The 26,994-nt window shown below is 71.1% G+C and carries 26 protein-coding genes and 2 tRNA genes; 14 read left to right on the plus strand and 14 right to left on the minus strand.

Annotated features, from left to right (window positions below; genetic code table 11):
• Positions 1–3: 3 nt before the first annotated feature.
• The 4 genes from BLQ49_RS12465 to BLQ49_RS12480 all read right to left on the minus strand — a co-directional run bounded on the left by BLQ49_RS12465 (position 4) and on the right by BLQ49_RS12480 (position 4,502).
• Positions 4–1,020, minus strand: coding sequence for an efflux RND transporter periplasmic adaptor subunit (locus tag BLQ49_RS12465; protein ID WP_244507563.1), 1,017 nt, complete (start codon positions 1,018–1,020; stop codon positions 4–6).
• A gap of 50 nt (positions 1,021–1,070) precedes the next feature.
• Positions 1,071–1,331 (minus strand): hypothetical protein, encoded by a 261-nt coding sequence (locus BLQ49_RS12470; protein WP_091716246.1) that lies wholly within the window; start codon positions 1,329–1,331, stop codon positions 1,071–1,073.
• A 121-nt stretch (positions 1,332–1,452) separates the two neighbouring features.
• On the minus strand, positions 1,453–2,544 hold the full coding sequence (locus BLQ49_RS12475; protein WP_091716247.1) for a tartrate dehydrogenase: 1,092 nt from the start codon (positions 2,542–2,544) through the stop codon (positions 1,453–1,455).
• Positions 2,545–2,648: 104 nt separating this feature from the next.
• The gene (locus BLQ49_RS12480) at positions 2,649–4,502 is read right to left on the minus strand and encodes a chloride channel protein (protein ID WP_091716470.1); all 1,854 of its coding nucleotides are present in this window, start codon (positions 4,500–4,502) and stop codon (positions 2,649–2,651) included.
• A gap of 287 nt (positions 4,503–4,789) precedes the next feature.
• On the opposite strand from BLQ49_RS12480, the gene BLQ49_RS12485 reads away from it, so the two are divergent.
• The 7 genes from BLQ49_RS12485 to BLQ49_RS12520 all read left to right on the plus strand — a co-directional run bounded on the left by BLQ49_RS12485 (position 4,790) and on the right by BLQ49_RS12520 (position 8,863).
• A tRNA-His gene (locus BLQ49_RS12485) sits at positions 4,790–4,866 on the plus strand.
• Positions 4,867–5,056: 190 nt separating this feature from the next.
• The gene (hpt, locus tag BLQ49_RS12490) at positions 5,057–5,623 is read left to right on the plus strand and encodes a hypoxanthine phosphoribosyltransferase (protein ID WP_091716248.1); all 567 of its coding nucleotides are present in this window, start codon (positions 5,057–5,059) and stop codon (positions 5,621–5,623) included.
• A gap of 221 nt (positions 5,624–5,844) precedes the next feature.
• A complete protein-coding gene (locus BLQ49_RS12495) occupies positions 5,845–6,210 on the plus strand; it encodes a response regulator (RefSeq protein WP_007567202.1) in 366 nt (121 codons plus the stop codon).
• 290 nt (positions 6,211–6,500) lie between these two features.
• Positions 6,501–6,575 (plus strand) — tRNA-Thr (locus BLQ49_RS12500).
• 225 nt (positions 6,576–6,800) lie between these two features.
• Positions 6,801–7,742, plus strand: a complete 942-nt coding sequence (locus tag BLQ49_RS12510) for a hydroxyacid dehydrogenase (protein WP_091716250.1) — start codon at positions 6,801–6,803, stop codon at positions 7,740–7,742.
• 297 nt (positions 7,743–8,039) lie between these two features.
• Positions 8,040–8,270 (plus strand): NepR family anti-sigma factor, encoded by a 231-nt coding sequence (locus tag BLQ49_RS12515; protein ID WP_091716251.1) that lies wholly within the window; start codon positions 8,040–8,042, stop codon positions 8,268–8,270.
• A complete protein-coding gene (locus BLQ49_RS12520; RefSeq protein ID WP_208859050.1) occupies positions 8,267–8,863 on the plus strand; it encodes a sigma-70 family RNA polymerase sigma factor in 597 nt (198 codons plus the stop codon). Before BLQ49_RS12515 ends, BLQ49_RS12520 begins: the two co-directional genes overlap by 4 nt.
• Before the next feature lie 10 nt (positions 8,864–8,873).
• On the opposite strand, the gene BLQ49_RS12525 is transcribed toward BLQ49_RS12520, so the two are convergent.
• The 9 genes from BLQ49_RS12525 to chpT form a co-directional block, all read right to left on the minus strand.
• Complete coding sequence (locus BLQ49_RS12525; protein ID WP_091716252.1) at positions 8,874–9,407, minus strand: isochorismatase family protein; 534 nt, start codon at positions 9,405–9,407, stop codon at positions 8,874–8,876.
• 179 nt (positions 9,408–9,586) lie between these two features.
• Positions 9,587–10,612 (minus strand): asparaginase, encoded by a 1,026-nt coding sequence (locus BLQ49_RS12530; protein WP_244507564.1) that lies wholly within the window; start codon positions 10,610–10,612, stop codon positions 9,587–9,589.
• A 130-nt stretch (positions 10,613–10,742) separates the two neighbouring features.
• Entirely contained in the window at positions 10,743–11,282 is a 540-nt protein-coding gene (locus BLQ49_RS12535; protein ID WP_244507565.1) for a hypothetical protein, read from the minus strand.
• Positions 11,283–11,642: 360 nt separating this feature from the next.
• Positions 11,643–12,515 (minus strand): CheR family methyltransferase, encoded by an 873-nt coding sequence (locus BLQ49_RS12540; RefSeq protein ID WP_091716254.1) that lies wholly within the window; start codon positions 12,513–12,515, stop codon positions 11,643–11,645.
• Positions 12,512–13,714, minus strand: coding sequence for a protein-glutamate methylesterase/protein-glutamine glutaminase (locus BLQ49_RS12545; protein WP_091716255.1), 1,203 nt, complete (start codon positions 13,712–13,714; stop codon positions 12,512–12,514). The genes BLQ49_RS12540 and BLQ49_RS12545 overlap by 4 nt, the downstream gene beginning before the upstream one ends.
• A 52-nt stretch (positions 13,715–13,766) precedes the next feature.
• A complete protein-coding gene (locus BLQ49_RS12550) occupies positions 13,767–14,159 on the minus strand; it encodes a response regulator (protein ID WP_091716256.1) in 393 nt (130 codons plus the stop codon).
• A gap of 11 nt (positions 14,160–14,170) precedes the next feature.
• A complete protein-coding gene (locus BLQ49_RS12555; RefSeq protein ID WP_091716257.1) occupies positions 14,171–14,668 on the minus strand; it encodes a chemotaxis protein CheW in 498 nt (165 codons plus the stop codon).
• A 57-nt stretch (positions 14,669–14,725) separates the two neighbouring features.
• A complete protein-coding gene (locus tag BLQ49_RS12560; protein ID WP_091716258.1) occupies positions 14,726–17,434 on the minus strand; it encodes a hybrid sensor histidine kinase/response regulator in 2,709 nt (902 codons plus the stop codon).
• A 103-nt stretch (positions 17,435–17,537) separates the two neighbouring features.
• Positions 17,538–18,248, minus strand: coding sequence for a histidine phosphotransferase ChpT (gene chpT, locus BLQ49_RS12565; RefSeq protein ID WP_091716259.1), 711 nt, complete (start codon positions 18,246–18,248; stop codon positions 17,538–17,540).
• A 348-nt stretch (positions 18,249–18,596) separates the two neighbouring features.
• On the opposite strand from chpT, the gene BLQ49_RS12570 reads away from it, so the two are divergent.
• Together BLQ49_RS12570 and BLQ49_RS12575 are read left to right on the plus strand one after the other, a co-directional pair.
• On the plus strand, positions 18,597–21,527 hold the full coding sequence (locus BLQ49_RS12570; RefSeq protein WP_091716260.1) for a bifunctional [glutamine synthetase] adenylyltransferase/[glutamine synthetase]-adenylyl-L-tyrosine phosphorylase: 2,931 nt from the start codon (positions 18,597–18,599) through the stop codon (positions 21,525–21,527).
• Positions 21,528–21,682: 155 nt separating this feature from the next.
• Positions 21,683–22,573, plus strand: a complete 891-nt coding sequence (locus tag BLQ49_RS12575) for a 3'(2'),5'-bisphosphate nucleotidase CysQ family protein (RefSeq protein ID WP_091716261.1) — start codon at positions 21,683–21,685, stop codon at positions 22,571–22,573.
• Here the strand turns inward: BLQ49_RS12575 and BLQ49_RS12580 are convergent.
• The gene (locus BLQ49_RS12580) at positions 22,557–23,090 is read right to left on the minus strand and encodes a YHS domain-containing (seleno)protein (protein WP_091716262.1); all 534 of its coding nucleotides are present in this window, start codon (positions 23,088–23,090) and stop codon (positions 22,557–22,559) included. The two genes, BLQ49_RS12575 and BLQ49_RS12580, sit on opposite strands and share 17 nt — an antisense overlap.
• 169 nt (positions 23,091–23,259) lie before the next feature.
• Between BLQ49_RS12580 and BLQ49_RS12585 the strand changes: the two genes are divergently transcribed.
• The 5 genes from BLQ49_RS12585 (at position 23,260) to lysA (ending at position 26,989) form a co-directional block, all read left to right on the plus strand.
• Positions 23,260–23,871, plus strand: coding sequence for a DUF1134 domain-containing protein (locus BLQ49_RS12585; RefSeq protein WP_091716263.1), 612 nt, complete (start codon positions 23,260–23,262; stop codon positions 23,869–23,871).
• Positions 23,872–23,968: 97 nt separating this feature from the next.
• Complete coding sequence (locus tag BLQ49_RS12590; protein ID WP_167627697.1) at positions 23,969–24,691, plus strand: hypothetical protein; 723 nt, start codon at positions 23,969–23,971, stop codon at positions 24,689–24,691.
• 127 nt (positions 24,692–24,818) lie between these two features.
• The gene (locus tag BLQ49_RS12595; protein ID WP_091716264.1) at positions 24,819–25,121 is read left to right on the plus strand and encodes a 3',5'-cyclic-nucleotide phosphodiesterase; all 303 of its coding nucleotides are present in this window, start codon (positions 24,819–24,821) and stop codon (positions 25,119–25,121) included.
• A 117-nt stretch (positions 25,122–25,238) separates the two neighbouring features.
• A complete protein-coding gene (gene lptM, locus BLQ49_RS12600; protein ID WP_091716265.1) occupies positions 25,239–25,592 on the plus strand; it encodes an LPS translocon maturation chaperone LptM in 354 nt (117 codons plus the stop codon).
• 128 nt (positions 25,593–25,720) lie between these two features.
• Entirely contained in the window at positions 25,721–26,989 is a 1,269-nt protein-coding gene (lysA, locus tag BLQ49_RS12605; RefSeq protein WP_091716266.1) for a diaminopimelate decarboxylase, read from the plus strand.
• The last annotated feature ends 5 nt before the right edge of the window (positions 26,990–26,994 follow it).

Here is a 26,994-nt window from a genome sequence, read left to right on the forward strand (position 1 = left end):
CGCTCAGTCGTCATCGGCATCGCCGGAGGCCTGGATCTGGCCCTTCAGTTCCTCGGAGAGCACCGCCTGCGGTCCGGTTACGACGATGTCCGTCGCCCCGTCGAGGTCGTCGATCACGAAGCGGTCCGCGGAGATGGCTGCGTCCGGCTTGAGGGGATGCCGGGCGAAGGTATCGGCGCCGACGCTCCGGTAGATCCAGGCGCCCCCCTGCCAGTGGACCACGGCACTCTCCGGGACGGCGATCCCCACCTTCTCCTGTGGTGCGGTGAGGAAGGCCTGCACGCTCATGCCGGGCAGGAGACCGCTGTCCCCGGCGACGAGATAGTAATAGCCGACCCCCTGAATGCGCTGATCGGTCCGGGTCGCGGGCGAAACGAAGCGCATGGTCACCCGCTCGCTCTCCGGGGGCACCTCGGCAAAAGCCGTGGCCGGGGGAGCCTTCAGCGTTTCACCGGACGGCAACGTGACCTGCACCAGAAGGTCGGCCCGCTCGATCAAGCGGGTCACGAGGGGGGAGCGCTCCACGATCGCCCGTCCCAGCACCGGGCCCCACTCCTGCTGCGCGGTCGCGGCCAGCGTCCGGACCTGCGACTCGGCAGCGGCGACCGTCGCCTCGTCGGTGTATGCGCTCCCCTCCGCAGTCTCGAGCTGAGCGCCGGCGATGGCCGCCGGTCCGAGGTTCCTGGCTCGCCGCAGGGCGCTGGCGGACACCTCAGCCTTGGCCCTGGCGGTCCGTAGGGCAGCCACCGCACCCGCGTAGCTGTTGGTCAGGTCCGTGATGCGGGCGAGATCGAGGATACTCCCGTAGGCGAGTATTTCGATCCGATGGGGAGCCGGCGCCAGACGGACCGTCACGACGCCGATGCGGGCGCGCTCTTCGCCGGTCAGCCGGACGGCGACGCGTCCGCCCTCCCGCGAGATGCGCCCCTGGGCCAGCACCGGCCCGCATACGCTCCCGACGGCGCATAACACCAGCGCCGCGGACAGCATGGCCCGCTGCATCATGGAGCCCCCTTGCATGCACGGCACCGTAACGGATTGCCGCTTTTGCCTGGATTTCCAATCGCGGTCTACTCAAGCGTCAAGCTCGAAAGTGGTCGGCGCAGCGGGAGTTCTCGCCAGGTGACTTGGGGATATTCCACCCCGGAGACTTCGAGTTCAGAGGTTGTGTGCTGATCGGAACAGAGCCAAGCGAAGGGCGCCAGCCATGCAAAGGGCCCGCCGTCATCGTGGCCGTCCCGGATCGGCAGATCATCGATCGTCGCGATACGCCCGCCGGCCGGGTTACGGACCTCGACACCGATCCTGTTCTCGGCGTCGGCCGCCTGCATGAGCGGACCACTCGCGTGCCCTGCTGCCGTCGTGCCGCGCCCGGGGATGATCGCGCGCGCCGCCGCCCCGTCTTCGGCGTGATACGAAAGGCGGCGCGACGAGCGAGCCGCGCCGGAATCCCTATCCCAGCGCCTGTTCCACGGCCTTGCCGCAAGCCTGCGTGTCGGCATTCCCACCGAGATCGCGGGTGCGCAGCGTCCGCTCGGACAGCACCCGCTCGATCCCGCTGACGATCTCGGCCGCCGCCGCGTGCTCGCCGAGATGCTCCAGCATCATCGCCCCCGACCAGATCTGGCCGATCGGGTTGGCGATCCCTTGGCCCGCAATGTCCGGCGCCGAGCCGTGGACCGGTTCGAACACCGAGGGATGCACACGCTCCGGGTTGATGTTGCCGGACGGCGCGATGCCGATCGTGCCCGTGCAGGCGGGCCCGAGATCCGACAGGATGTCGCCGAACAGGTTAGAGGCCACCACCACGTCGAACCGGTCCGGGTTCAGGACGAAATGCGCGGTCAGGATGTCGATGTGGTACTGATCCCAGCGCACGTCCGGATAGGACTCGGCCACCGCCTTCACCCGCTCGTCCCAGTACGGCATGGTGATCGAGATGCCGTTCGACTTCGTGGCCGAGGTCAGGTGCTTCTTCGGGCGCTTCTGGGCGAGCTCGAAGGCGAATTTCAGGATCCGGTCCGTCCCGTGCCGGGTCATGATCGTCTCCTGCAGGGCGAATTCCCGATCGGTGCCGGCGAACATCCGGCCGCCCGCATTCGAGTACTCGCCCTCGGTGTTCTCGCGGACCACCCAGAAGTCGATGTCGCCGGGCTTGCGGTCGGCGAGCGGGCACTTCACCCCCGGCATCAGCCGCACCGGGCGCAGGTTGGCGTACTGATCGAACTCGCGGCGAAACAGGATCAGCGAGCCCCAGAGGGAGATGTGGTCCGGCACGCGCTCCGGCATGCCGACGGCGCCGAAATAGATCGCGTCGTGGGTCTCTATCTGCGCCTTCCAGTCCTCCGGCATCATCCGGCCGTGCTGCTCGTAGTAGTCGCAGCTCGCGAAATCGAACCAGTCGAGCTGGAGCGAGAAGCCGTGGCGCTTGGCCGCCTGCTCCAGCACGCGCACGCCCTCGGGCACCACCTCCTTGCCGATGCCGTCGCCCGGGATCACCGCGATGCGGTAGCGGCGCTGCTGGCTGGTCTCTGGACCGGGCATGAATCCTCCACGCGTTCTGGGAGAGCGGGCCCTCGGGGAGCCCGGGTCGTCGGCGTCAGGTGATTGGTCCGCGCCGGTATCGGGTCAACACCCCGGGCTGACAATCAGTCGATTTCCCCCGCCATGGACCGGTGCTGGCGGTCGAGCTCCTCGCTGTAGCGCTTGAGCGTGTGGCTCTCGGTGAGCAGGCCCAGGACCTTGCGGGTCTCGGGCCCGTCGACCACCGCGAGCGCCTCGCTTTCGGTGCGGTCGAAGGCGGCGGCGGCGTCCTTGGCGTTCATGCCGGGCGTGAGGAAATCATCCCCGTGGAGCAGCAGGTCGGCCAAAACGGGCTGCGCTGTGGCCCCGGCATCCCGCGCGGCGGCGTGCGCCTCGGGGACGTTCACGATGCCCGCATAGCGCCCCGCCCCATCGACGGCGATCACCCGGGAGGGCGAGCCGAGGGGATGGGCGCGCAGGAATGTGGCCAGCGGCGTATCGACCGCCACGACGCTCGTGTCCCGGCGCATCAGCCGGCCCACGGTGAGCGAGCGGATCCAGCCGATATCGTGCGGGCTGCGGATGCTCTCCCCGCGCAGGTGGAAGCGCCACGTCGCGAAGGAGTAGCCGAAGGTCTTGCGCACGGTGAGCGAGGACGCGATCACCGCGGCGAGCACCAGCCCGGTAATCGGCAGGCTGCCGGTGATCTCAAGCGTCAGGAAGGTCATGGTCAGCGGCCCGCCGATCACCGCCACGGCGAGCGCGCTCATGCCGATCACCGCATAGGCGAGCGGCGTGAGACCGAAGCCCGCGAGCGCCGGCACCAGCAGCGGCGCCGCGGCGGCGAACAGCTTGCCCGCGATGGCGCCGAGGAACAGCGAGGCGAAGAACAGGCCGCCCCGGAACCCGGAGCCGATCGAGATCGCCGAGGCCGTGGCTTTGGCGGCGAACAGCCCGGCCAGGACCGCGATCCCATGCCCCTGCCCCTCGGCGGCGAAGTGCATGTGCAGGGCGCCGTGGCCGCCGGACAGCACCTGCGGCGTCGCGACGAGCGCCAGTGCCCCGACGCATAGCCCCCCGAAGGCCGGCGCGGCCACCCGCGGCACCCCCGAGGCCTGGACCAGCCGCTCCACCAGAGTGACCCCGCGCATGATCAGGATGCCGAGGCCCGCACAGAAAAGCCCCAGGGCGAGGCTCGGCAGGATCTCCATGCTGGTGACATGCGAGGTGGTGATCGCCTGCACGTCGCCGAAATCGACGAGCGGCTGCGTCGCGATCAGCTGCTGCGCGACCAGGTTGCCGCAGAGCGCGGCGACCACCACCGGCGTCAGCGTGGCGATCGAGTAGGTGCCGATGATCAGCTCGAAGGCGTAGAAGGCGCCCGCGAGCGGCGCGCCGAATCCGGCCGCGATCGCCCCGGCGGCGCCGCAGCCGACGAGTGTCCGCAGGTCGCTCCGGCGGACCTCGAAGGCGATGCCGAGCCGCGAGGCGAGACCGGAGGCGAGCTGCGTGTAGCCGGCTTCCAGCCCCACCGAGGCGCCGCTCCCGTTCGAGACCACGTTCTGGAGGGCGAGGTAGAGGCTGTCGCGGAGCGACATCCGCCCGCCATGCAGGGCGTTGGCCTCGATCGGATCGATGGCAGGGCGCTTGCGCGGGCCGCGGATGACGCCCGCCGCGACGATCACCAGCCCGAGCAGAACGCCGCCGAGACACGGCCCGGCGAGCAGGAGCACCGGTGAGACGGTGTCGGCCGCGCTGAGCCGCATCCCGGACGGCAGGAGGAACAGCCCTTCCCGCAGGGTCTGCGTGGCCCAGTTCATGGCGGAGACGGCGACCCCGGCGACGCAGCCCACCAGGGTCGCGAGCGCGACGAGGCCGCCCTCGCTGCGGCGCACGAGGCTGCGCAGCTGCCCCGGCGCCTGGACGAGCCTGAGGCCTGTCCAGCGGCGGCGGGCGCGCGCGCCCTGCGGACCGGCCATCGCCCGAGCCGATGCGTCGGTCGGCCGGTCGGCTGCGGTGCGGTTGCCGCCCTTGTTGCCACCCTGGGCCGCCGCTGGCTGTCGCGCGCTCACGGTCCGTCCGCTCACCCCGTCGTCCGCTCACCCCGGCCGGCATAGGCCGTCCACCGCTGATCCGGCCCGACGGGCTCACTATAGGGCGCTTCGGCCCGAAGTGGACGCCGATCTAGCCGCGTCTGCACCGATGCTGCAAAGACCGCGCGTCTCGCTTGAAAACTGCCGCGGCCCACGATACACCCCCCGCCAGTGCCGCCGTAGCTCAGTTGGTTAGAGCACCAGATTGTGGATCTGGGGGTCCCCCGTTCGAGCCGGGGCGGTGGTACCATCCATTCAGCCGGACAGCGCAAGGGGTTGGCGGATCGCCGGCCCCTTTTGCGTGTGAGGGGCGTCGCCTGATGACGCGGCGGCGCCCCGCGGGTGCATCCGCGGTTCCCCCCGCCCCCCAAGGACGCTAAGACCGTTGCCGAACGCGGCGGCGGATCCCGTCCCGCAACCGGGATTCCGGGACACGTGAGATGAGCATCCCCGAACGGCGCGTGCGAACCCTCTTCGACGAGGCGGCCATCGCCAAACGCAACGACGAACTCGCCCAGGAAATCCTGGCCGCGCGGCCGGAGAACCTGCTGGTCGTGGCCGTGCTCAAGGGCAGCTTCATGTTCGCCGCCGACCTGCTGCGGGCGCTCCACCGGGTCGGGCTCGCGCCGCAGGTCGAGTTCGTCCACCTGTCGAGCTACCGCACCGCGACGGTCTCCAGCGGGCAGGTCGAGATCCTGCGGGACGTCCAGAGCGAGGTGCGCGGGCGGGACGTGCTGCTCGTCGACGACATCCTGGAATCCGGGCGGACCGTCGTGTTCGCCAAGGATCTCCTGATGGCCCGCGGTGCCCGGCGGGTGCTCACCGCCGTTCTGCTGGAGAAGCCCGGCAAGCGTGCGGTGACGATCGACGCGGATTTCGTCGGCTTCACCTGTCCCGACGTGTTCGTCGTCGGCTACGGCATGGATGCCGCCCACGCCTTCCGGCAATTGCCCTTCGTGGGTGTGGTCGATTACGGCAGCGGGGATCCGGATCTGTTCGATCCGTAGCGCTGAACCCGGCGCCGGGGCGGCCCGCGCTCCTCTTCCCCTGGCGGCGCACCCCTATTGCATGCGGCAGCGCGGCATTTTGGCCGCGCTCTTCGACGCGGGCGCCGTTTTCCGCGCCTGCCATCTTGACAGGCTGCGGATCGGTCTGCGTCTGTCGTGCGCTGGAGCGCCCGGCGTTATCACGGCGGGCAGCTCAGGATCGAGGACGTTTACGGGACCACATGGCGCGCATCCTCCTGGTGGATGACGAAGAGACCGTCCGGGGCTTCCTCAAGCGAGGTCTCGAGATCGACGGCCACGCGGTCGTTACGGCCAACGACGGAAGCGATGGGCTCGACCGCCTCAACGAGGCTGATGGCGGCTTCGACCTGATGCTCACCGATATCCGCATGCCGCTCATGGACGGCATCGCCCTGGCGCTGGCGGCCAAGCGCGACTTCCCCGACCTCACCATCCTGCTGATGACCGGCTTCGCGGACCAGCGCGAGCGCGCCCGCGGGCTTGATGCCATCGTCACCGACGTGCTGACGAAGCCCTTCTCCCTGGCGGATCTGAGGGCCACGGTGCGGCGCGCGCTCGCCGCCTGACACCGTCGGTCCCGTGGGCGATCCGCTCCAGGCGCCCCTGAACATCCCCTGAGGCCGAGCTTCATGAAGGCGTGGCCCCGGCCCGGGTAACAGCCTTCGGCCCGGCTGGAATGGGCTGGCTCGTCGATGGTCTGGTGGTGCTCCTCGTCGTGAGCGACGTGCTGGCGTGGCCGCCCATCCAGGCCTGCCGACGCCGCCTGTCCGGACGATGCGGTCGGACGGCGGCACCGAAATCCCCGCGTCCATCGGGTTGAGCGACGGCGCGGCGGCTGGTAGCAAGCGAGTCCTGGGCCGGTGTAGCACAGCGGTAGTGCAGCGGTTTTGTAAACCGAAGGTCGGGAGTTCGATCCTCTCCACCGGCACCAGTCGATCCAAGACCTTGGCGCCCGCCACAGTCCGGGAGGATCCAGAGCTCGAGGCCCTGGATACGTCCCCGACAGCGGGCGACGCAGCCGGCCCGGCGATCGAGCGCCGCGGCAATCTCCACACCGCCGACAGTCGGCTTCCGACAGTCGAGTTGCGCGTCCACCGCGACCTCGAGACGCCGACGCGCTACTGCAGCGCCTGACGGACAATCGAACGAGGCCCCCATGCCCAAGGTCGTGATCAGCGAATTCATGGACGAGGCGGCCATCGCCACCGAACTTGCGGACTTCGACACCCTGTACGATCCCGGTCTGGTCGACCGCCCCGAGGCGCTGGAGGCGGCGCTGGCCGGGGCCGAGGCCCTGATCGTGCGCAACCGGACCCAGGTCCGCGGCGCCCTGCTGGCCGCCGCCCGGAATCTCAAGGTGGTGGGCCGCCTCGGGGTCGGGCTCGACAACATCGACATGGTGGCCTGCCGGGCGCGCGGCATCGCGGTCTACCCGGCCACCGGCGCCAATGACGGGGCGGTGGCCGAATATGTCGTGGCCACCGCGATGCTGCTGCTGCGCGGTGCCTATGGGGCGACCGCCCGGGTCGCGGCCGGCGCGTGGCCGCGCAACGCCCTGATGGGGCGCGAGATCGGCGGCAAACGCCTCGGCCTCGTGGGCTTCGGGTCCATCGCCCGGGAGACCGCCCGGCGGGCCGCCGCCCTGGGCATGACGGTCGCGGCCCACGACCCGTTCGTTGCCCCCGACGATCCGGCCTGGACCTCGCCGTGCGGTCCGGTGCAGACCCTTGAGCTCGACGCGCTGGTCGCCCGGAGCGACGTGCTCTCCCTGCATGTGCCGCTGACCGACCGAACCCGCGGCCTGATCGATACGGGCGCCCTCGCCCGGATGCCGAAGGGCGCCGTGCTGATCAACGCCGCCCGCGGCGGCATCGTGGACGAGGCCGCACTGGCGGCGTCCCTGCGCGCCGGCCATCTCGGCGGCGCGGCGCTCGACGTGTTCGAGCGCGAGCCCCTCGATGCGGAGGCCGGCGCCGTCTTCGCGGACGTGCCGAACCTGATCCTGACGCCGCACATCGCCGGCGTGACCCGGGAATCGAACGTGCGCGTCTCGGCCGTCACGGCGCGGGCCGTGCGCCACCACCTCGCAGGATGCTGACCCGTCACCGCCGCTCAGCATCCGTTCATGTCGGCGGGCCGATATTCGCCACAGCCAAGCTAAAAACAAGTATTTCTGGATTGTAACTCCAATATGATTTGCAATAACCAAGGCAAGCTGGGCTATTGTAAGATTAAAATTAGCTGAATGTATAATTCAGAACCGATTAAATCCCTGCCGCCTATCAGCACCGCTGGAAGGCGATGAGATGCGTCTCCGCCGCGGCCCGTCACGGGATCGGGGCGGTGGACCATAGGACCCCGCGGGGGCGCATCGCCCACAGCTCGGGGCGCAACCATGACAGCGACAGAGGACGAGCGGGCGCTCCCGGACGCCGCGCGGGCGGAGACGGCCGGATCGGTCGTCGCGCCCCAGGCGCGCCCGCCGCGTCGCCCGATCGACGCGGCAGCCCAGGCACGGATCGGCCGCGGTCTGCGCCTGCACTACGCGGATGTCCTGGCCCTGCCGGTTCCGGACCGGCTCCTGACGCTCCTCGACGCCCTCGCCGCCACGGAGGCCCAGCCATGACCCTGATGCTCCAAGCCGCCCCCGCGGGGAGCGGATCCGGCCCGGCCCCGGTGGGCGCCGACACCGAGATGCGCGACCTCCTGCTGGGCGCAATCCCGGCCCTGCGGGCCTTCGCGTTCTCGCTGACCTACGATCTCGACCGCTCGGACGACCTCGTTCAGGACACCCTGGTCCGGGCCTGGATCAACGCCGCCAGCTTCCGCCGGGGGACCAACCTGACCGCGTGGCTGTTCACGATCCTGCGCAATTTGTTCTACTCGGAGCAGCGCAAGCGCAAGCGCGAGGTGGAGGACGCCGACGGGGTCCATGCCGGCCGGCTGACCAGCCTGCCCGAGCAGGAGGTCCGGATGGAGATGGCACAGTTCCAGAGCGCCCTGAACCAGCTCCCGGCCGCCCAGCGCGAGGCGCTGGTGCTGGTCGGGGCTCAAAGCTTCACCTACGAGGAAGCCGCGGCGATCTGCGGTGTCGCGGTCGGCACGATCAAGAGCCGGGTCAGCCGCGCCCGGGTCCGGCTGATCGAGGTGCTGGGCATGGAGGGGACCGACGATATCGGCCCCGACGCGCAGACCCGGGCGGCGCTCGACGGGGGCTGAGCGCCGGCCCTCACTTGATCAGCCGCACGACCTCGCGGAAGCGCGGATGCCGGGCGGTGCCGAGCCATTCGAACACCACCATCTCGGTGGTGACGATCTCGGCGCCGTTGGCCGCCATCCGGGCGAGCCCCGCGTCCCGGTTCTCGATCTTTCGGGAGCCCACCGCGTCGGCGACCACAGTGACGCGGCGCCCGGCCTCCAGCAGGCCGAGGACGGTCTGCAGCACGCAGATATGCGCCTCGCAGCCGGTCACCACGCAATCCCGGTCGTCCGGCAGGCGGTCGAAGAAGCCCGGCGCCCGCGCGGCGCCAAAGCTCATCTTCGGGAAGGCCGTCCCAGGCTCGGGGGCGAGCTCCGGCACGGTCGGCCCGAGGCCCCCGGCATTCTGCTCGGTGACCAGCACCGGCACGTCGAGGAGCCGCGCGGCCGTGGTGAGGCGGCCCGTATTGGCGATCACGGCCGCGCCCTCGGCGATGACCGGCATCAGCCGGACCTGAACGTCGATGACGAGGAGCAGTGAGCGGGTGGGGTCGATCAGCGGCATCGGTCGCGGCGAACTCTCGGAGCCTGATTAAGAAGGAAAGTCATGGTTTCGAAAGGGCCAGCCCTTTCGCGGGTCCAGGGCGGAGCCCTGGTCAAGACCTCCGGGCCAGATTTCTCAAGACTTTGCCTGAGAACCCGCCAAAGGGCAGAGCCCTTTGGAGACCCAGACCGACTCGGCGCTCAATACGTGGCGAACAGGCGCGCCACCGCCTCCGGCTCCGCCGTGACGGTGAGCGCCAGGGCGAGGAGGATCCGGGCCTTCTGTGGGGTCAGGTTGTCGGCGCTGAGGATGCCGCGATCGCGCAGGCGGGTCGTGAGCGGCACCACGCCGCTCCCGGCCCGGGTCGACATCACCACCACGAGCCCGGCGGCGACCGCCGCCTCCAGGGCCTCGGCCTCGCCGGGGGGCACCATGCCCGGGGCGAGCCCGGCCGCGACGAGGCCCCGGGCCCCCGCGGCCCGGAACGCCCGCACGGCGGTGCCGTCGGCATCGGCGTAGCCGTAGGCGATGTCGACTCGCGGCAGCGCGGTCAGGGTCCGGATGTCGAAGGGCGTGCCGGGCGCGTGCGCGCGCTCGGAGCGGCGGTAGTACCGGACATGCGCGCCATCGACATGGCCCAGCACGCCGAAATCCGGCGTCCGGAAGGTCTGGAGCCGGGCCACCGAGGTCTTGGTCACCTCGCGGGCGGCCTGGATCTCGTCGTTGAGCACCACGAGGACGCCGCGCCCGCGGGATTCGGGCGCCGCCGCCGTGCGCACCGCCGCCACGAGATTCAGCTTGGCGTCGGTGGAGAGCGCGCTCATCGGGCGCTGCGAGCCGACCAGCACCACCGGCAGGTCCACCGTCAGGGTGAGGCTCAACGCGTAGGCGGTCTCCTCCAGGGTGGCGGTGCCGTGGCCGATGACGATGCCGGCGAGGTCCGGGTGCTCGGCCGCGAGGTGCGCGCACAGGCCGACGAGGTCGCGCCATTCGGAAAAGCCGATCGCCGGGCTCGGCACCGCCCGGAACGGGACCGGCAGCATCGTGGCCACCTCCGCCAGCTCCGGGACCGCCTCCAGGATTCCGCCGGCCTCGAGGCGCCGGTCGGTGGCGGTGTAGTCGAGGATGTCGAGGGCGTCGCGCCCGAGGGACGAGATCGTCCCGCCCGTCCCGATGAACGCCACCTTGGGCAAACCAGACCCGTGTCCCGCCATGCCTTCCGCCATTCCTGCCTCCCGGCCGTCTCCGGCCCCGCCGATGCGGGAACGATGCCGCGGCGCAGGACCGGGGTCGACCCCGCCGGGCGCAGGCGGGCGATGCGCCGGACGACGGGCGCATCGCCGGAGCGCGACGGCGTCAGCTCTGGAAATCGAACAGCAGGGCCGAGATGTTGGTGTTGCTGTTGGTGCCGCTCGCCCCGTAGCCGGTGCTGGACGACTGGCTGCTCTGGAGCTGCTGCAGGAAGCTGGCGAGCAGATCGCCGGTCGAGGACGTCCCCGAGCCGCTCGACGAACTGGACGCGCTGCTGCCGGAGGCGGCATCGCCCGGCGGCGGACCGGGCGGGGGTCCCGGCGGCGGGCCGCCGGCGCCGGAGACGCCGTCCTGCGCGGTCGCGTCGGCGGTCTGCGTGCTCTGGCCGTGGCTGGCGAACAGGTTCTTTAACTCCGTGGCCTGATCGCTGGTCAGGCTGCCGCTGCTCACCTGATCGGCGATCAGGCCGTCGATCCGGTCCTTCATGGAGGATGGGTCGAGCTTCGCCTGGGTGCTGCTGCTAATGGCGGAGCTGGCGTCCGCCGACAGGCTCGAGCCGATCGACGACAGGGCACTGGTCAGGGCGGTGGCGTCGGTGCTGCTGAGGCTGCCGGTCGACAGCTCGCTGCTGATCGTGTCGGCCATCCGTGTCTGCGGGCTGGCCTGGGTCGACCATCGCTGGGCATAGAGCTGCGATGTTGTGGTCGAACCGATGCTACTCATGGAAACGCTCGGGGCACGGGTCTGCCGGAAACGCCCGGCGGCGGGTCCGTGTGCAAATTACCCACGCATTCCTTAAGCCCACGTTTCTCGCGCGCTTTCAATCTATGGTGTTCGATGAGAATCCGGTTCCGCGTTCGCCAACGGGCGAGCTCCGGTTTCGGATAGGGGGATACAGCCGGGATCCGCGCGTTTCCTCGCGGGGGGACGCCGAGGCGGCGCGCGTGCCGAGACCGGAGGCGGCGCAAGGGCACCTCCGGTCGATGGCGTCACCCGGGAAGCCGGTCAGACGCTGGCCGCCACCCGCAGCGGCAACACCGCCGCCGTCTCGCCGAGACGCGCCGCCGGTGCGGCATGCGTGTAGAGGCCGCGATGCTTCGGATGGGGCGCGAGCCGGTCGGTCAGGCCGATCACCGTCTCGGCCGCACCGAGCAACAGTGCCCCGTCCGGCGCGAGCTGGGCGGCGAGCCGCGCCAGCACGTCCGACTTCGTCGGCGCGTCGAAATAGATCAGCACGTTGCGACAATAGATGATGTCGAACTGGCCGAGTGCCGTGAAGCTGTGCAGCAGATTGAGCTGGCGGTAATCCACCATGCTGCGCAGGCTCTGGGCGATCTGCCACTGCTCGCCCACCTGCGTGAAGTACTTGATCAGCCACTGCACCGGCAGGCCGCGCTGGACCTCGAAATGGCTGTAGAGCCCGGCCTTGGCCTTCTCGATCACCTCGGTGGAGATGTCGGTGGCCACGATCTCCACCTGCCAGCCGGGCATCCGGGGCGCCGCCTCCTGCAGCAGCATCGCCAGCGAGTACGGCTCCTGGCCCGTGGAGGAGGCCGCGCACCAGATCCGCAGCCGGCGCCGGCTGGCGTTGCGCATCAGCGCCTCTGGCAGCAGCGTGTCGCGGAACAGGTCGAACGGGATCCGGTCGCGGAAGAAGAAGGTCTCGTTCGTGGTCATCGCCTCGACCACGTCCCGCTCCAGCGCGCCGTCCCGGCCGACCTTGAGCGCGCCGATCAGCTCGGCGAGGCTACCGAGCCCGAAGCGGCGGCAGATCGGGGTCAGCCGACTCTCCACGAGGTAGCGTTTCTCGGCGGTCAGCGCGAGGCCGGAGCGCTGCTTGAGGAAGCTGCGCAGGTATTCGAATTCAAGCTCGGTCATGCCGGCTGACCCGTGATCATGGCGCGCAAGGCCGTCGCGAGTTCGGACAGCGGAAGGACCGCCTCGGCGAGGCCGGCCCGGGCGACGCTGCCCGGCATGCCCCAGACCGTGCTGGTGGCCTCGTCCTGGGCGAGCACCGGACCGCCGGCCTCGGTGAGCGCCCGGGCGCCGTTGGTGCCGTCCGAACCCATGCCGGTGAGGATCACGGTCGCGGTGGCCGCCCCGAACACGACCGCCGCGTCCTTGAACAGCACGTCCACCGCGGGCCGGCAGAAATTCACCGGCGGCCCGTCGGTGAGCTTGATGGTTGGGCCGTTCGGGCCCGCGACGAGCCCCATGTGGCGCCCGCCCGGAGCCACGTAGATGCGGCCGGGCTCGATCCGCTCGTCGGACTTGCCCTCGGCGGCCTTGATCCCGGTGCGGGTGGTGAGGTGCTCGGCGAACACCGCGGTGAAGATCGGCGGCATGTGCTGCACGATCAGCACCGGCAGGCGGCGGAGCGCCGCCGCGCCGATGCCCTCCAGCATCTCGCCCACCGCCCGCGGCCCGCCCGTGGACGAGCCGATCAGCAGGGCGCGGGGCGAGGTGCGGTTGCGGACCTTCGGCCGCAGGGTGAAAGGGGTCGCGGGACGCGGCGCGGCCGGCGCCGGATGCGCCGCCGGCGCGGCGACGGGGGCGGCGGATGCCGCCGGGTGGACCGTCGGCGCGGAGGCCGGGCGCCGGCTCCGGGTGCGGGCCGCGCCGAAGACGCGCACGCGCTCGATCAGCTCCGCCCGGAACACGTCCGACGTGGTCACGCCCCGGCTGCTCTCGGGCTTGGCGATGTAGTCCACCGCCCCGAGGGCCAGGCATTTCAGCGAGATGTCGGCGTTGCGCGTGGTCAGCGTCGACATCATGACGACCTGCACGCTTGGGCTCATGGCGAGCATGCGCGGCAGCGCCGTGGTGCCATCGAGTTCCGGCATCTCGATATCGAGCAGGACCACGTCCGGGTCGTGCTTGGCGATCATCTCGATGGCGATGCGCCCGTTGGACGCCGTGCCGACGAGCGTGAACCCAGCCTCACCGATCCAGCGGGCCACGAGGCCGCGGACCACGGCGGAATCATCGGCGACCAGAACCCGGATCGCGGCGGCAGACCCAGACGTGCTCTGGGTGGGCGGGCTGCGTGGCGGTGCGACCGCGGGGCTCAGGGCCATGATGCGTGTCTCGGGTACGGGGTCGCGGATGCGGGTTGGGGCGCGCGGTCAGTCAGGCCGCGTCAGCGACGAGCCCGACCTGCTCGAGCTTGGCCGCGAGGATGTCGCGGTCGAAGGGCTTCATGATGTATTCGTCCGCCCCCGCCCGGAGCGCCCGGGCAATGGCACCGACATCGTTCTCGGTGGTGCAGAACAGGACCTTGGGCACCTCGCCGCCCTCGCTCCGACGCAGGGCCTGGAGGAAGGCGTAGCCGTCCATGTTCGGCATGTTCCAGTCGAGCAGGATCGCGTCCGGCATGTGGGCCGCGCAGGCTTCGAGGGCGGCGTTGCCGTCCTCGGCCTCGCTGACATTCATGCCGAGGTCCTCGATGATCCGTCGGGCGACCTTCCGGATCACCGCGGAATCGTCCACCACCAGGCAGTTGGTCTCGTGCGGCGCCTTCATGGCCCTCTCCCTCAAGCCGCCTTGGCGCCGGCGGGCGTGAAGCCGAGGAGCGCGTCCACGTCGAGGATCACCAGGAGCCGGCCGTCGAGCCGGTGCACGCAGGTGGCGAGGTTGCGGAAGCGCGGATCGAGATTGATCGGCACGGCCTCCCGGCTGTCGGCGCCGAGCTTGAGCACCTCGCCGACCCCGTCGACCACAAGGGCGAAGGTCTCGCCCGCCTGCTCCAGGCCGATCGCCATCTTGGGATTGGCCTTGCTTCCGTCGGCCTCGTCCTCGGCGTCGGGCAGGCCCAGGCGCCGGCGCAGGCTCATGGCGGTGACCACGCGGCCGCGCAGGTTCAGGAGGCCGACGATCTCGGCCGGAGCCAGGGGCACCGGCGTCACCCCCGAGGGTACGAACACGTCGTGGACCCGCTCGATCGCCAGCCCGAACAGGGTTTCGCCGACGAACACGGTCACGAAATCGTCGGTTGTGCCGGTCTCGTTGCTGTTGGCGTTGGCAACCTGCATCAGAACTCTCCGGATGATCGTCTTGGGGCGGCTCGATCGGGACGGGCCGCGCGGGGATCAGGCAGCCTTCGAGACCGTGCCGGCACCGATCTCGGTCAGCGCCGCGATCAGGCCGGCCCGATCGAACTTCGCCACGAGATCGGCGATCGCCAGGGACCGAGCCCGCTCCACCGCGTCGGCTCCGATCGCACCGGTGAGGCCGATCACCGGAAGGCCGGCGATCCGCGGCTCGGCCCGGCGCATCGCGGCCACGAGGTCGAAGCCGCTGCGGCCCGGCATCTCCAGGTCGGTGACGACCACCTCGATCTGCGGATCGGCGTGGAGGGCCGCCAGGGCGGTGTCGGCGCTCGAGGCCGTGACCACCTGGTAGCCCGCCGCCTTCAGCACCGGGCTGAGCATGTCGCGGAAGAAGTCCGAATCGTCGACCAGCAGGATCGTGGAGAGACGCTCGGGCCGCTTCAGGCCGCGCGCCCAGTCGTCGTAGGCCAGCGGCAGGAAGTGGGCGATGTTGATGATGTCGGTCGCCCGGCCCCGCAGCACCGCCGAGCCGATCAGGTCCGAGCGGTCGGCTGCGATCTCGATGTCGAGGCGCTCCTCGACGATATCGACGATCTCGTCGACCACGAGGCCCATGGCGCGCTCGCCGTCGGAGAACACCACCAGGGCCTGGGTCCCCTCCGACTTGATCGCGATCGCCGGATCGGCCGGGACGAGCGGCATCAACCGCCCGCGGTACTGGATCAGCGCGCGGCCGCCCAGCCACTCGACCTTGGCGCACTCGATCTCCTCGAGGCGGGTGACCAGCGACAGCGGCACCGCCTTGAAGCTGCCCTGCCCCCCCTTGAACACCAGGAGCGTGGTCTTGGAGTCGGCCACCTCGTTCGCCGCGTCGTCGTCGGCCTCCACGTGGCCGCCGCTGCCCTGGACCCCCTGCGCCACCTGACGGGCGACGCCGTTCGGATCGACGATGAGCACCACGGCACCGTCGCCGAGGATCGTGTTGCCGGCAAACATCGGGATATGCCGCAGCTTCACCGACATCGGCTTCACGACGATCTCCTCCGTGTGGAAGACCTCGTCGACGAGGATGCCGAAGCGCTCCCGTCCGACCTGGGCGACCACCACGAAGCCGGCCTGCTCGGTCTCGGCGCCCGCCTCCGACTGCCCGAGCAGCCCGGTGAGCGAGACGATCGGCAGCAGCCGCTCGCGCAGGCGCAGCACCGGCGCGCCGTTGATCCGCTCGACCCGCTGCGCGCCCGCATCGACCCGCACCAGCTCCAGCACCGCCACCTGCGGCAGGGCGAACCGGTGCTCGCCAGCCCGCACGATCAGCGCCGCCACGATGGCCAGCGTCAGCGGGATCTTGATGGTGAAGGTGGTGCCCCGGCCCGCCGTGGTGGCGATGTCGATCAGGCCGCCGATGGTCTCGATGTTGGTCTTGACCACGTCCATGCCGACGCCGCGGCCCGAGACCGAGGTCACCGCCGCCGCCGTGGAGAAGCCCGCATCGAAGATGAACTTGGCGACCTGCGCGTCAGTCATCCGGTCGACATCGGCCTGGGAGGCGAGCCCGCGCTGCACCGCCTTCTGGCGGATCGCCGCGAGGTTCAGGCCCTTGCCGTCGTCCGCGATCTCGATCGTGATCGTGCCGCCCTCGTGGTAGGCGGCGAGCCGGATCGTGCCGCGGGCGGGCTTGCCCGCCGCGATGCGCTCGGCGGTCGATTCGAGGCCGTGATCGGCCGAGTTGCGGACCATGTGGGTCAGCGGGTCCTTGATGACCTCAAGGACCTGCCGGTCGAGCTCGGTCTCGGCGCCGACCATCACGAGGTCGATCTGCTTGCCGAGTTCCGCCGAGAGGTCGCGCACGACCCGCGGCAGCTTCTGCCACGCATTGCCGATCGGCTGCATACGGGTCTTCATCACGCCGTCCTGAAGCTCGGCGGTGACATGCGACAGGCGCTGCAGCGGGACCTTGTAGCTCGAATCCTCGTGCCGGCGGGCGATCTCCAGGAGCTGGTTGCGGGTCAGCACCAGCTCTGAGACCATGGTCATCAGGTGCTCGAGCGTCTCGACGCTCACCCGGATCGTCTGGTTCTTGGAGGCCGCGGACGCCTCACCCGTGGCCGCCGCCTCGCCCTCGATCCCGTCGGCCTTCTCGGCGCGGGCGGGCTCGGCAGCCTCGACCCGGGCGACCTCGCTCACGACGGGGGCGGCAGCCGGGGCGACGGGGGCGGCTGCGACCGGGGGTGCGGCCTGGTCCGCCTCGTCCGGTCCGGGCGCCGCCAGGAAGGCGGCCTCCAGCTCGTCCAGGGAGACTTCACCGGGCTTCAGCTCGCGGGCCACCGGCTCGGGCAGCACCGGCTCCGGCGCGGCTGCCGGCTCCGCCTCGACCGTCCCCTCAGCCATGCGCTCCAGGGCCGAGATGAGGTCGTCGTCCGACCCCGCGGGCTCGGTACCGGTCGCTTCCAGGTCGGCCAGGATCTCCTTCAGCCGGTCCAGCGTCAGGAGAATCAGCGTGACCGAGGCGGAGGTGGCAGGCAGCCCGTCGCGGAACCGCCCCATCAAGGTCTCGGCCGCATGCGCCAAGGCTTCGAGCCGGGGAAGCCCGAGAAAGCCGCAGGTTCCCTTAATCGTATGGACGAGTCGGAAGATATTCCGAAGAATCGTCTCGTTGTTCGGGTCCTGCTCGAACCGGACGAGCTCTGCATCGACCGTGTCGAGATGCTCGCCGCTCTCTGTCAGGAACTCGCGAAGCAGGTCGTCCATAGGCGCTACTCGTAACCGGGAGAAAGTCTCGCGCACCGTACTTACTCGGGCGCGGTTAGGGAAGCGTTTCCATTCCATCCCCGCGCCGGAGTTTTTCAGAATTTTACGCGAGTGCCGTGTCCGAAGCCTCTCCGGAGGGTTCGTCCGATCCTTCGATCACTGTCGGCGCGGCCGTGATTGTCACCTCGTCATCCTGAATCGCGAATCGAACACTCATGGCTGCGGCCCGCGCCACGAGTCCGGCATAGAACGGCAGGATGCCGTGGGCATCGACCGTGCCGCTCTCGGGGCTGCCGGCCATCAGCTCCTCCACGTGCGGCGGGATGCGCGCATGGGAGCCCTTGGACTTGAACACGAAGGTGGGCGCCTCGCCGTCACCCGAGACGACGACATCGATTGCGCCGCCCCGCGGAATCGCCGTCGTGGCGATCATCACGAGATTGAGCAGCAGCTTGACCTTGTTCTTGGGAAACAGCGCCTGCGGGGCGCTCCAGGTCAGCTTGGTCTTGTCGTCGGAGAACATCCCCTTGGCGACGCTCTCGGCGTCGGCCAGATCGATCGAGGCGCCGGCCGATCCCGCGGCCCCGAAGGCGATGCGGGCGAATTTCAGCCGGGCCGAGGCCTGCCGGGCGCTCTTGCCGATCAGCTCCAGCGCGAAGGTGCGCATCGATTCGTCCTGGTCGTCCTCCAGGACTTCGAGCCCGTTCACGATCGCGCCGACGGGGCTGATCACGTCGTGGCAGACACGGGAGCAGAGAAGGGCGGCGAGGTCGAGGCCGTCGAGGGTCAGGGTCGGCGAGTTCGGGGACGACATGGTGCGCTCCGGGCGGATCTGGTTCGGGCGTCTGCGGGCCGGGGCCCCGACTGGCGGCCGTTCGTCGACCGCCGCATCCGGCGTACACGTCGCCCAGGGGAGTCCGCGCGGCGGGACGGATCGGGGGCGACGGCCGGTCCGCTCGGATAAACGCCACGCCGGCCTTTGAAAAGCGTTACCGGGATTGACGGATCGGTGATCAAGGCCTCGACTCGACAACGCGATTCGCGGCCGCGCCAGGGAGGATGCGGCATGACACGCGGCATGAAACGCGACGTCGGCTTCCGGGTTAGCCCCATGGTCCGCGGGTCCGGCCGCGACGGATCCCGCATGCCCTGAACCCGCCCCATGCCGACCGCCACCCTGCGCGATACGCTCCACCCTCGCCTTCGCGTCGCGGATCCGGACACCGCGGAGGCCCGGCTCGCCGAGATCGCCCCCGCTCTCCCGCCGGGCTTCCTGACGCCCGCCTGCCGCGACCTGCTCCTGGGTCTCGCCGACCACTCCCCCTTCCTCTGGCAGGCCTGCCGGCGGTCGCCGGAGCGCCTGGTCGCCCTGCTGGAGCAGCCGCCGGAGGTGGCGAGCCGGGACATCATCGCCCGCCAGCGCGCGGTCGGGGCCGATTGCGGGGCCAATCCCGACCTCGCGGAGGTCGGGCGGCGGCTGCGCGCCAACCGGGAGGCGCACGCGCTCCTCGTGGCGCTGGCCGATCTCGGCGGCGGCTGGGACGTCGCGGCCGTCACCCGGGCGCTGTCCGACTTCGCCGACGCCTCGGTGAGCGCCGCGACCGAGACGCTGCTGCGGCAGGGCATGGCGGCCGGGCGCTTCCGGCCGCCGGATCCGGAGGCACCGCAGGCCGGATCGGGGCTGATCGTCCTGGGGCTCGGCAAGCTCGGCGGCGGCGAGCTGAACTATTCGAGCGATATCGATCTCGTGATCTTCTACGAGAACGCTGCCGCCGCGGCCGCGACCAGCGGCGATCCGAAACCGTTCTTCGTCAAGCTGGCGCAGGGGCTGGTGAAGCTCCTGTCCGACCGGAGCGCCGAGGGCTACGTCCACCGCATCGACTACCGGTTGCGGCCGGACCCGGGCTCCACCGCGGTGGCCCTCTCCACGGGCTTCGCCTTCGACTACTACCAGACGCTGGGCCAGAACTGGGAACGCGCCGCCTTCATCAAGGCCCGGCCGATCGCCGGCGACATCCCGGCCGGGGAGGCGTTCCTGGCCGAACTCGCGCCGTTCATCTGGCGGCGGCACTTCGATTTCCCGGCGATCGCCGAGATCCACGCCCTCAAGCGGCAGATCCACATGGTCCGCGGCCACGAGACCATCGCGGTGGCCGGCCACGACATCAAGATCGGCCGCGGCGGCATCCGAGAGATCGAGTTCTTCGTCCAGACGCAGCAATTGGTCTTCGGCGGCCGCAAGCCGGACTTGCGGGGCCGCTCCACCGTGGCGATGCTCGACGGCCTCGCCGCCGCAGGGTGGATCGACGCACAGGCGCGGGACGAGCTGACCGAGGCCTACGGCTTCCTGCGCACCCTGGAGCACCGCATCCAGATGGTCCGCGACGAGCAGACCCAGCGCCTGCCGACCGGCACCGAGGCGCTGACCGGGCTCGCCCTGTTCGCGGGATTCCCGGATTTGGCATCCTTCGAGACGGCGTTCCTGCATCAGGCCGGGCGGGTCCAGGCCCATTACGCCCTGCTGTTCGAGGCCGAGGATCCCGCCGCCGAAGCCGGGCTGATCTTCGGCGAGGGCGAGGCGCCGGAGCCCGAAAGCCTGGCGCGGCTCGCCGCCTTCGGATTCCGCGAGCCGGAGCGCGCCTGGGAGACCGTGCAGGGCTGGCACCGCGGCCGCCGCCCGGCCCTGCGCACGGCCCGAGCCCGGGAGATCCTCGCCGAGATGCTGCCGGCGCTGCTGCGGGCGCTCGGCGGCACCGCCGATCCGGACGCGGCCTTGCTCGCCCTCGACCGGGCCTTCGCGCGGATGCCGGCCGTGGCGGAGCTGCTGGCGATCCTGCGCGCGCACGAGCGGCTGCGTCTGCTCTTCGCCGACATCCTGGGCACGGCGCCGCGCCTCGCCGACATCGTGGGCCTGAGCCCGCACGTCCTCGATACCGTGCTGGACCCGGATTTCGTCACGCCGAGCCCCGATCCGGAGGTGGTGCGCGCGCAGTACCGGGCCCTGGTCGGCCAGCCGGCGAGCCACGAGGAATTCCTGGACCGCTGCCGGGACGCCACCCGGCAGATGAACTTCGTGACTGGCGCGCGCCTGCTCTCGGGCATCCTGACGCCCCGCCAGGCCGGGGAGGCCTACGCGTCCGTCGCCGACGCGACGGTGGCGCTGAGCCTAGAGACGGAGGAACGGCGTTTCGCCCAGGATCACGGCGCGGTGCCGCAGGGGCGGTGCTGCGTCCTGGCGCTCGGCCGCCTCGGATCACGCCAGCTCAGCGCCGAATCCGACCTCGATCTCGTGTTCCTGTACGATTTCGATCCCGAGGACCGCACCAGCGACGGCCCGCGCCCCCTCGACGCAGTCGTGGCCTACAACCGGCTGGCCCAGCGCCTCACCGCGGCGCTCACCACGGCGACGCGGCGCGGCCGGCTCTACGCGGTCGACCTGCGGCTGCGGCCCTATGGCAGCCACAGTCCCCCGGCCGTGCAGCTCAGCGGCTTTGCGACCTATCACCGCGAGGCGGCGGAGCCGTGGGAGCACATGGCGCTGGCCCGCGCCCGGATCGTGGCGGGCGATTCCGGCCTGGGGACGACCGTCATGGCCGAGATCGCCGCGATTCTATCCCAACCGCGCGCGCCGGCCCAAGTCTGCGCCGAGGCGGGGGCGATGCGGGCGCTCGTCGCACAGGAGCGCGGCCATGCCGGCCCCTACGACCTGAAGCTCGCCCCCGGCGCCCTGTTCGACCTCGATTTCCTGGCCCAGGCTGTCGTGCTGAGCCACGCGCACGACTGGCCGGACTGCATCGGGCTCGGCGCGGAGGCCGTCTTCCACGGAGCGGCGGCGCGCGGCCTGCTACCCCCCGAGACGGCCGACGCCCTCGCCGAGACCTACGGGTTCCTCGACGCGGTCTATCAATGGCAGCGGCTGGTGATGGCGGCCCCCTCCGCTGAGCCGTCCGAGACCGCCGCCCGGCAGATCGCCAAGGCGGTGGGCCTGCCGGATGCGCGCAGCCTCGCCGCGGACCTGCGCCGCCACCGGCGCCGGAGCCAGGCCCTGCTCGCGCGGATCCGGCAATCCGTGAGGCTGGCGGGCCGTCCGTGAGCCGTCTCCGTACCGACCTCGCCCGTCGCCGCATCGGGATCGATACCTTTCCGGCGTGGATACCGGGCTCCGAAGCGGATCCGCCTCCGCTTCGTGGCGCAAACGGTCGACATCGCGCGCAGGGTCGGGCATTCAGAGCGGTCTTGGGAGGAACCATGACGGGTGCGGCCACGATCTCGGGACCGGAGCGCGAGCGGATCGCTGCGGCGCTCGCCGAGATCGCCTGCGCGGCCGGCGAGATCCTGCGCCGCTATCACCGGGCCCCCTGCCCCCACGCCCTGAAGCCGGATGGCACCCCGTCGAGCGCCGCCGACGTCGAATCCGAGGATCTCATCGTCGCCGCCCTGGCCGAGCGATTCCCGGGTATCGTGGTCGTCGCCGAGGAGCGCGTGGCCGAGGCACACGCGCAGGGCGGCACGTTGCGGCCGGCCGAGACCTTCTTTCTCGTCGATCCCCTCGACGGCACCCGCGACTTCCTGGCCGGAACGCCGGACTACTCGGTCAACATCGCCCTCGTGGCGGGCGAGCGCCCGGTGGCGGCGGCACTCGCGGCGCCCGGTCTTGGCCGGGTCTGGTGGGCGGGTTCCGCGGCCGTCGAGGCGCCGGTGACCGCGGGACGGCCCGGCGCAGGACGGCTGGTGCATGCCCGCGCGGTGCCGGAGGCCGGCCTCCTGGCGCTCGGCAGCCGCCGGCACGGCGACGCCGAGACGGCGATCTGCCTCTCGTCCCTGCCGGTGCTGGAGACGCGTCAGGTCGGCTCGGCCCTCAAATTCGGGCTGATCGCGGCCGGCGAGGCGGACATCTACGTGCGCTGCGGCCCGACCATGGAATGGGATACGGCGGCCGGCGATCATATCGTGGCCGCCGCCGGGGGCTGCGTGGTGGTGCCGGGGGGCGGCCCGATCCGCTACGGTCAGCACGGGCTGGAGCACCGCAACGGGCCCTTCGCCGCCCTGGGCGACCCCTCCCTGGCCCCGTGCCTCACCCTGCCCGGCGCCTGCGGGACCCGCAGCCGGACGCCGGCGGCCATCACCGCGGCGTCGTAGGCGGCCGGTCCAACAGGCCCTGCAGGCCCGGCCAGGCCGCCTCCGCCCGCCCGGCGAGGCCGGGCTCGGTCAGGAACCGGGCGCGGCGGCCCGCATCCCGGAACAGGTAGAGCCGTTCGCCGATCACTGCGAAGATCAGCGGATCCGCATCCACCAGCCGGCCCTCCAGGACCCCGGCGGCGTCGTAACCCCCGAGCCGTGGGGCGTAGGCGACCGGATGATCCCGGAAGGCCTCGCGGTTCGCGCCGTTGGCGAAGCGCCAGACATAGCCGCCCCAGGTCAGCTCGAACCGCCCTGTCCCGGCAAGCGGCCCGCCTTCCAGGAAGTAGCTGACCGGATCGAAACCGTTGAGCGTCAACAGCGCGATCGTCGTCCCCGCCAGACTGCCCGCTGGACCGCCCGCCGGATCGCCCGCCGCCGGTCCGGTGAGGGCCAGGGCCGCGCAGACGGCGAGTGCGCCGGCCAGGCCCGGCCGGTGCAGGGCCCGGGGTGCGGGATCGGGACGCGTTAACCACATCTTGCGAATTCCCCCGGAAGCTGGTCCGACTCATCCACCCGCGCAGGAGCGGGGCGTGAGGCCCGGACGGATGAGGGCTCCCGGGCCGCAGCCGGTGCCAGCCCGGCGGGACGAGAGCGGCACAGGTCCATCGCACGAACCGTTAATCGAACCGGGCGAGGAGACAACGATGACGGCACGAGACGATCGCGGCCCCGACCGCCGCCACCTGCTGCGCGCGGGCCTCGCCCTGGCGCTCGGCGCGCCCCTTGGCCTCCCGGGGACCGCCCTGGCGCGCGGCGAGGATCCCGACACACCCGAGACCTTCCGCCCCGGGGAGATCGTGGAATCGGGCCACCGGTTCTTCGGCTCGGTCTCCCGCGGCCTCGCGCTGACCGTCGAGGAGGCGGGCCGGCGCTGGGGCGAGCCGAACGGCTACATCCTCGGCCAGGAGGGCGGCGGCGCGGTAGTGGCCGGTGTCCGCTACGGCGAGGGCACCCTCTACACCCGCAATGCCGGCCAGCGGCGCATCTACTGGCAGGGACCGTCGCTCGGCTTCGACGTTGGCGGCGACGGCGCGCGCACCATGATGCTGGTCTACAATCTGCCGAACGTGCGCGACCTGTACCGCCGCTTCGCGGGCGTCGATGGCTCGGCCTATCTCGTCGGCGGCTTCGGCATGACCGCGGTGGTCAACGACCGGATCATCGTGGTGCCGATCCGCAGCGGCGTCGGCGCCCGGCTGGGGATCAATGTCGGCTATCTGAAGTTCACCCGGGAGCCGACCTGGAACCCGTTCTGATGGATCGACGCGAGGATCGGATTTCACGCTTCCGATCAACCTGGGCTAGAGTGGAGACGGGCCGGGTCGTCCGGCCGGATGCGCGGGTTGTTCCCTCGTGATCGAAGCGGTGATGATCTTCGCGCTGGGCTTCCTGGCGGCGAGCCTGTGCGGCCTCCTGCTGCTGCCGGCGCTCAACGCCCGCGCCGCGCGCCTCGCCCGGCGGCGGGTCGAGGCGCGCCTGCCCCTGTCGCCGGCCGAGGTCGCCGCCGAGCGCGACTTCCTGCGCGCGCAATTCGCCGTCCAGCAGCGCCGCCTGGAGCGCCGGGTGGAGACCGCCGAGGCGAAGCGCCAAGCCGAGATGGCCGCGCTCGGCGCGGGGACGATGCGGGTCGCCGCGCTGGCCCGCGATGTCGCAGCCCGGGACGCCGAGATCGCCCAGGTCCAGGCCAAGACCCGGGAGTTCGAGACCGAACTCGCCCTCGCCCGCGAGGACGGCACTGCCAGCCTCGCCACGCTTCAGGCGCTGGAGGAGGCCCATGCCGACCTCCTCGATACGCTCCTGGGTCTGCGGCAGGCGACCGGTTCCACGACTGATCCTGCGGCCACCCCGGATGCTGCGGCTGTGGCGGCCGAGCGCGACGACCTGCGCGCGAGCCTCAGGGCGGCCGAGGAGGCGCTGGCCCTGACGGTGGCGGACCGGCAATCGGAGCGTCACGCCGGCATCGAGCGAGAGAACGCGGACCTGCGCCGCCGAATCGCCGAGGTGGCCGATGCCCTGACGAGCCAGGGCCGGATGCCCCGGGCCGCCTATCCGGTCGCGCAGCCCGAGCGGGTCTAAGCGGGTTCTCCCGCCGGGCCCGACGCCGAAACCTGCATTGCCCGCCTTGTTTCGACCACGCCAAGGCCCCATCGCAGCGCCGACGCGTTCTGCACTTCTCATGCTCCGACAGATGGTACGGATACCCATGCGCCTGAAGCCAATCGTCCTCGCCCTCGCGGCGGCCACTGTCCTGACGCTGCCGGCGGCGGCGCAGCAGACGAAGCGTGGTAACGAGACCCTCAAGAAGTACTGCACCGGCGATTACCTGACCTATTGCGGCAACCTGGCTCCCGACGATCCGGCGACCGATGCCTGCTTCCAGAAAAACTGGAAGAAGCTCAGCGAGAACTGCCGCCGCGCGATCGACGCCTACGAGGCGGAGCAGGAGCAGAGCGCGCCGGCCAAGGGCCGGCAGGGCTCGCAGGGCAGCAAGGAACGCCGCGGCTGAGGCCGGCGCCTCTGCCCTGTTGCGGCGGCGCGCTCGCGCCGCCGTGCTGTAACGGCTAAGGTTGGGCTCCCGCCGGCGCCCTGCGTGCCGGTGCCGAGCCCGCCGGACCCTCGCGCGATGCTGTCGAACCCCACCCTGAAGCTTTTCGCCGCGTCCGGCCTCATCGCCCTAGCGGTCTCCGCTTGCGGGCGGCGCGGCGCCCTGGAACCGCCCCAGACCGCCGCCCCTGCGGCAGCCCCCTCCGCCCAGGCGGGTTCGGACACGGTCAACGGCCGCCGGACCCTGCCGGTCTCGGTCGGCCTCGGCGGCGGCGCGCCGGAGCCGGACCCAGCCTCCGTGCGCGCCGGGGACGAGCTGTCCGTGGCAGCCGTGCCGCCGGGTGGGACCGATGCGCCGGTACAGACGAGCCGGGGCGCCCGGCGCGGCTACCGCGTGCCGAAGGAACCTTTCATTCTCGATCCGCTGCTGTAGAGCATCGTCCCGAGGGATGGCTTCCGGCTGACGATGATGCGCCAGAGGGCGGGCCGGGACGCCGCACCGCGCGGACGGATGTTTCACGGGAAACAGCCTGCCCCGGCGCCAGACGAGACACGGCCGAGATGCACCATTTCCAGTACCGCGATGGCCGGCTGCACGCCGAGGACGTCGATCTGACGGGTCTCGCCGCGGAGGTCGGCACGCCGTTCTACTGCTACAGCACCGCGACCCTGGAGCGGCATTACCGCGTCTTCGCGGAGGCCTTCGCGGGAGACGACGCGCTGGTCTGCTTCGCCATGAAGGCGAACTCGAACCAGGCCGTGCTGCGGACCCTGGCGGCGAAGGGCGCCGGGATGGACATCGTCTCGGGGGGGGAGCTCCAGCGGGCGCTGGCGGCCGGGGTCGATCCCGGCAAGATCGTCTTCTCCGGGGTGGGCAAGACCCGCGCCGAGATGGAGGCGGCGCTGAAGGCCGGGATCTTCTGCTTCAATGTCGAGAGCGAGCCGGAGCTAGCGGTCCTGTCGGAGACCGCGACCGACCTCGGCCTCACGGCGCCGGTCTCGATCCGGGTGAACCCGGACGTGGATGCCGGCACCCATGCCAAGATCTCCACGGGCAAGTACGAGAACAAGTTCGGCATCCCGATCACCCGGGCCCCGGCGGTGTACGCCGCAGCGGCGGCCCTGCCGGGCCTCGCCGTGCACGGGGTCGACATGCATATCGGCAGCCAGATCACCGATCTGGCGCCCTTCGCGGACGCGGCCCGGCTGCTCGCCGGTCTCGCCCGGGACCTGATGGCCGCGGGCCATCCCCTGCGCCACATCGATTTCGGCGGCGGCCTCGGCATCCCCTACCGGGACGACAACGCCCCGCCCCCGGACCCGGCCGCCCTGGCGGCGACCCTGCGGCCGCATTTCGCGCCGCTCGGCCTACGGCCGGTTTTCGAGATCGGCCGGATGATCGTCGGCAATGCCGGGATTCTGCTGACCCGGGTGCTGTACGTGAAGCACAGCGCGGGGCGTATCTTCGTGATCGTCGATGCGGCGATGAACGACCTGATCCGCCCGACCCTGTACGAGGCCTATCACGGCCTGCGCCCCGTGACAGAACCGGGGCCGGATGCGCATCGCTTCGTCGCCGATGTGGTCGGCCCGGTCTGCGAGAGCGGCGACTACCTCGCCCGCAACCGCGAGATGCCCGCGGTGAAGGCGGGTGACCTGATCGCCGTGATGAGCGCGGGTGCCTATGGGGCGGTCCAGTCCTGCACCTACAACACGCGGCCCCTGGTGCCGGAGGTCCTGGTGCGGGGCGACCGGGCGGCCGTGGTGCGGCCACGCCTCGACGTCGACGCCCTCATCGCCCTCGACCGGGTGCCGGATTGGCTGGCGTGAGCGGC

It is taken from the genome of Methylobacterium phyllostachyos (assembly GCF_900103445.1).
Taxonomy (GTDB): domain Bacteria; phylum Pseudomonadota; class Alphaproteobacteria; order Rhizobiales; family Beijerinckiaceae; genus Methylobacterium; species Methylobacterium phyllostachyos.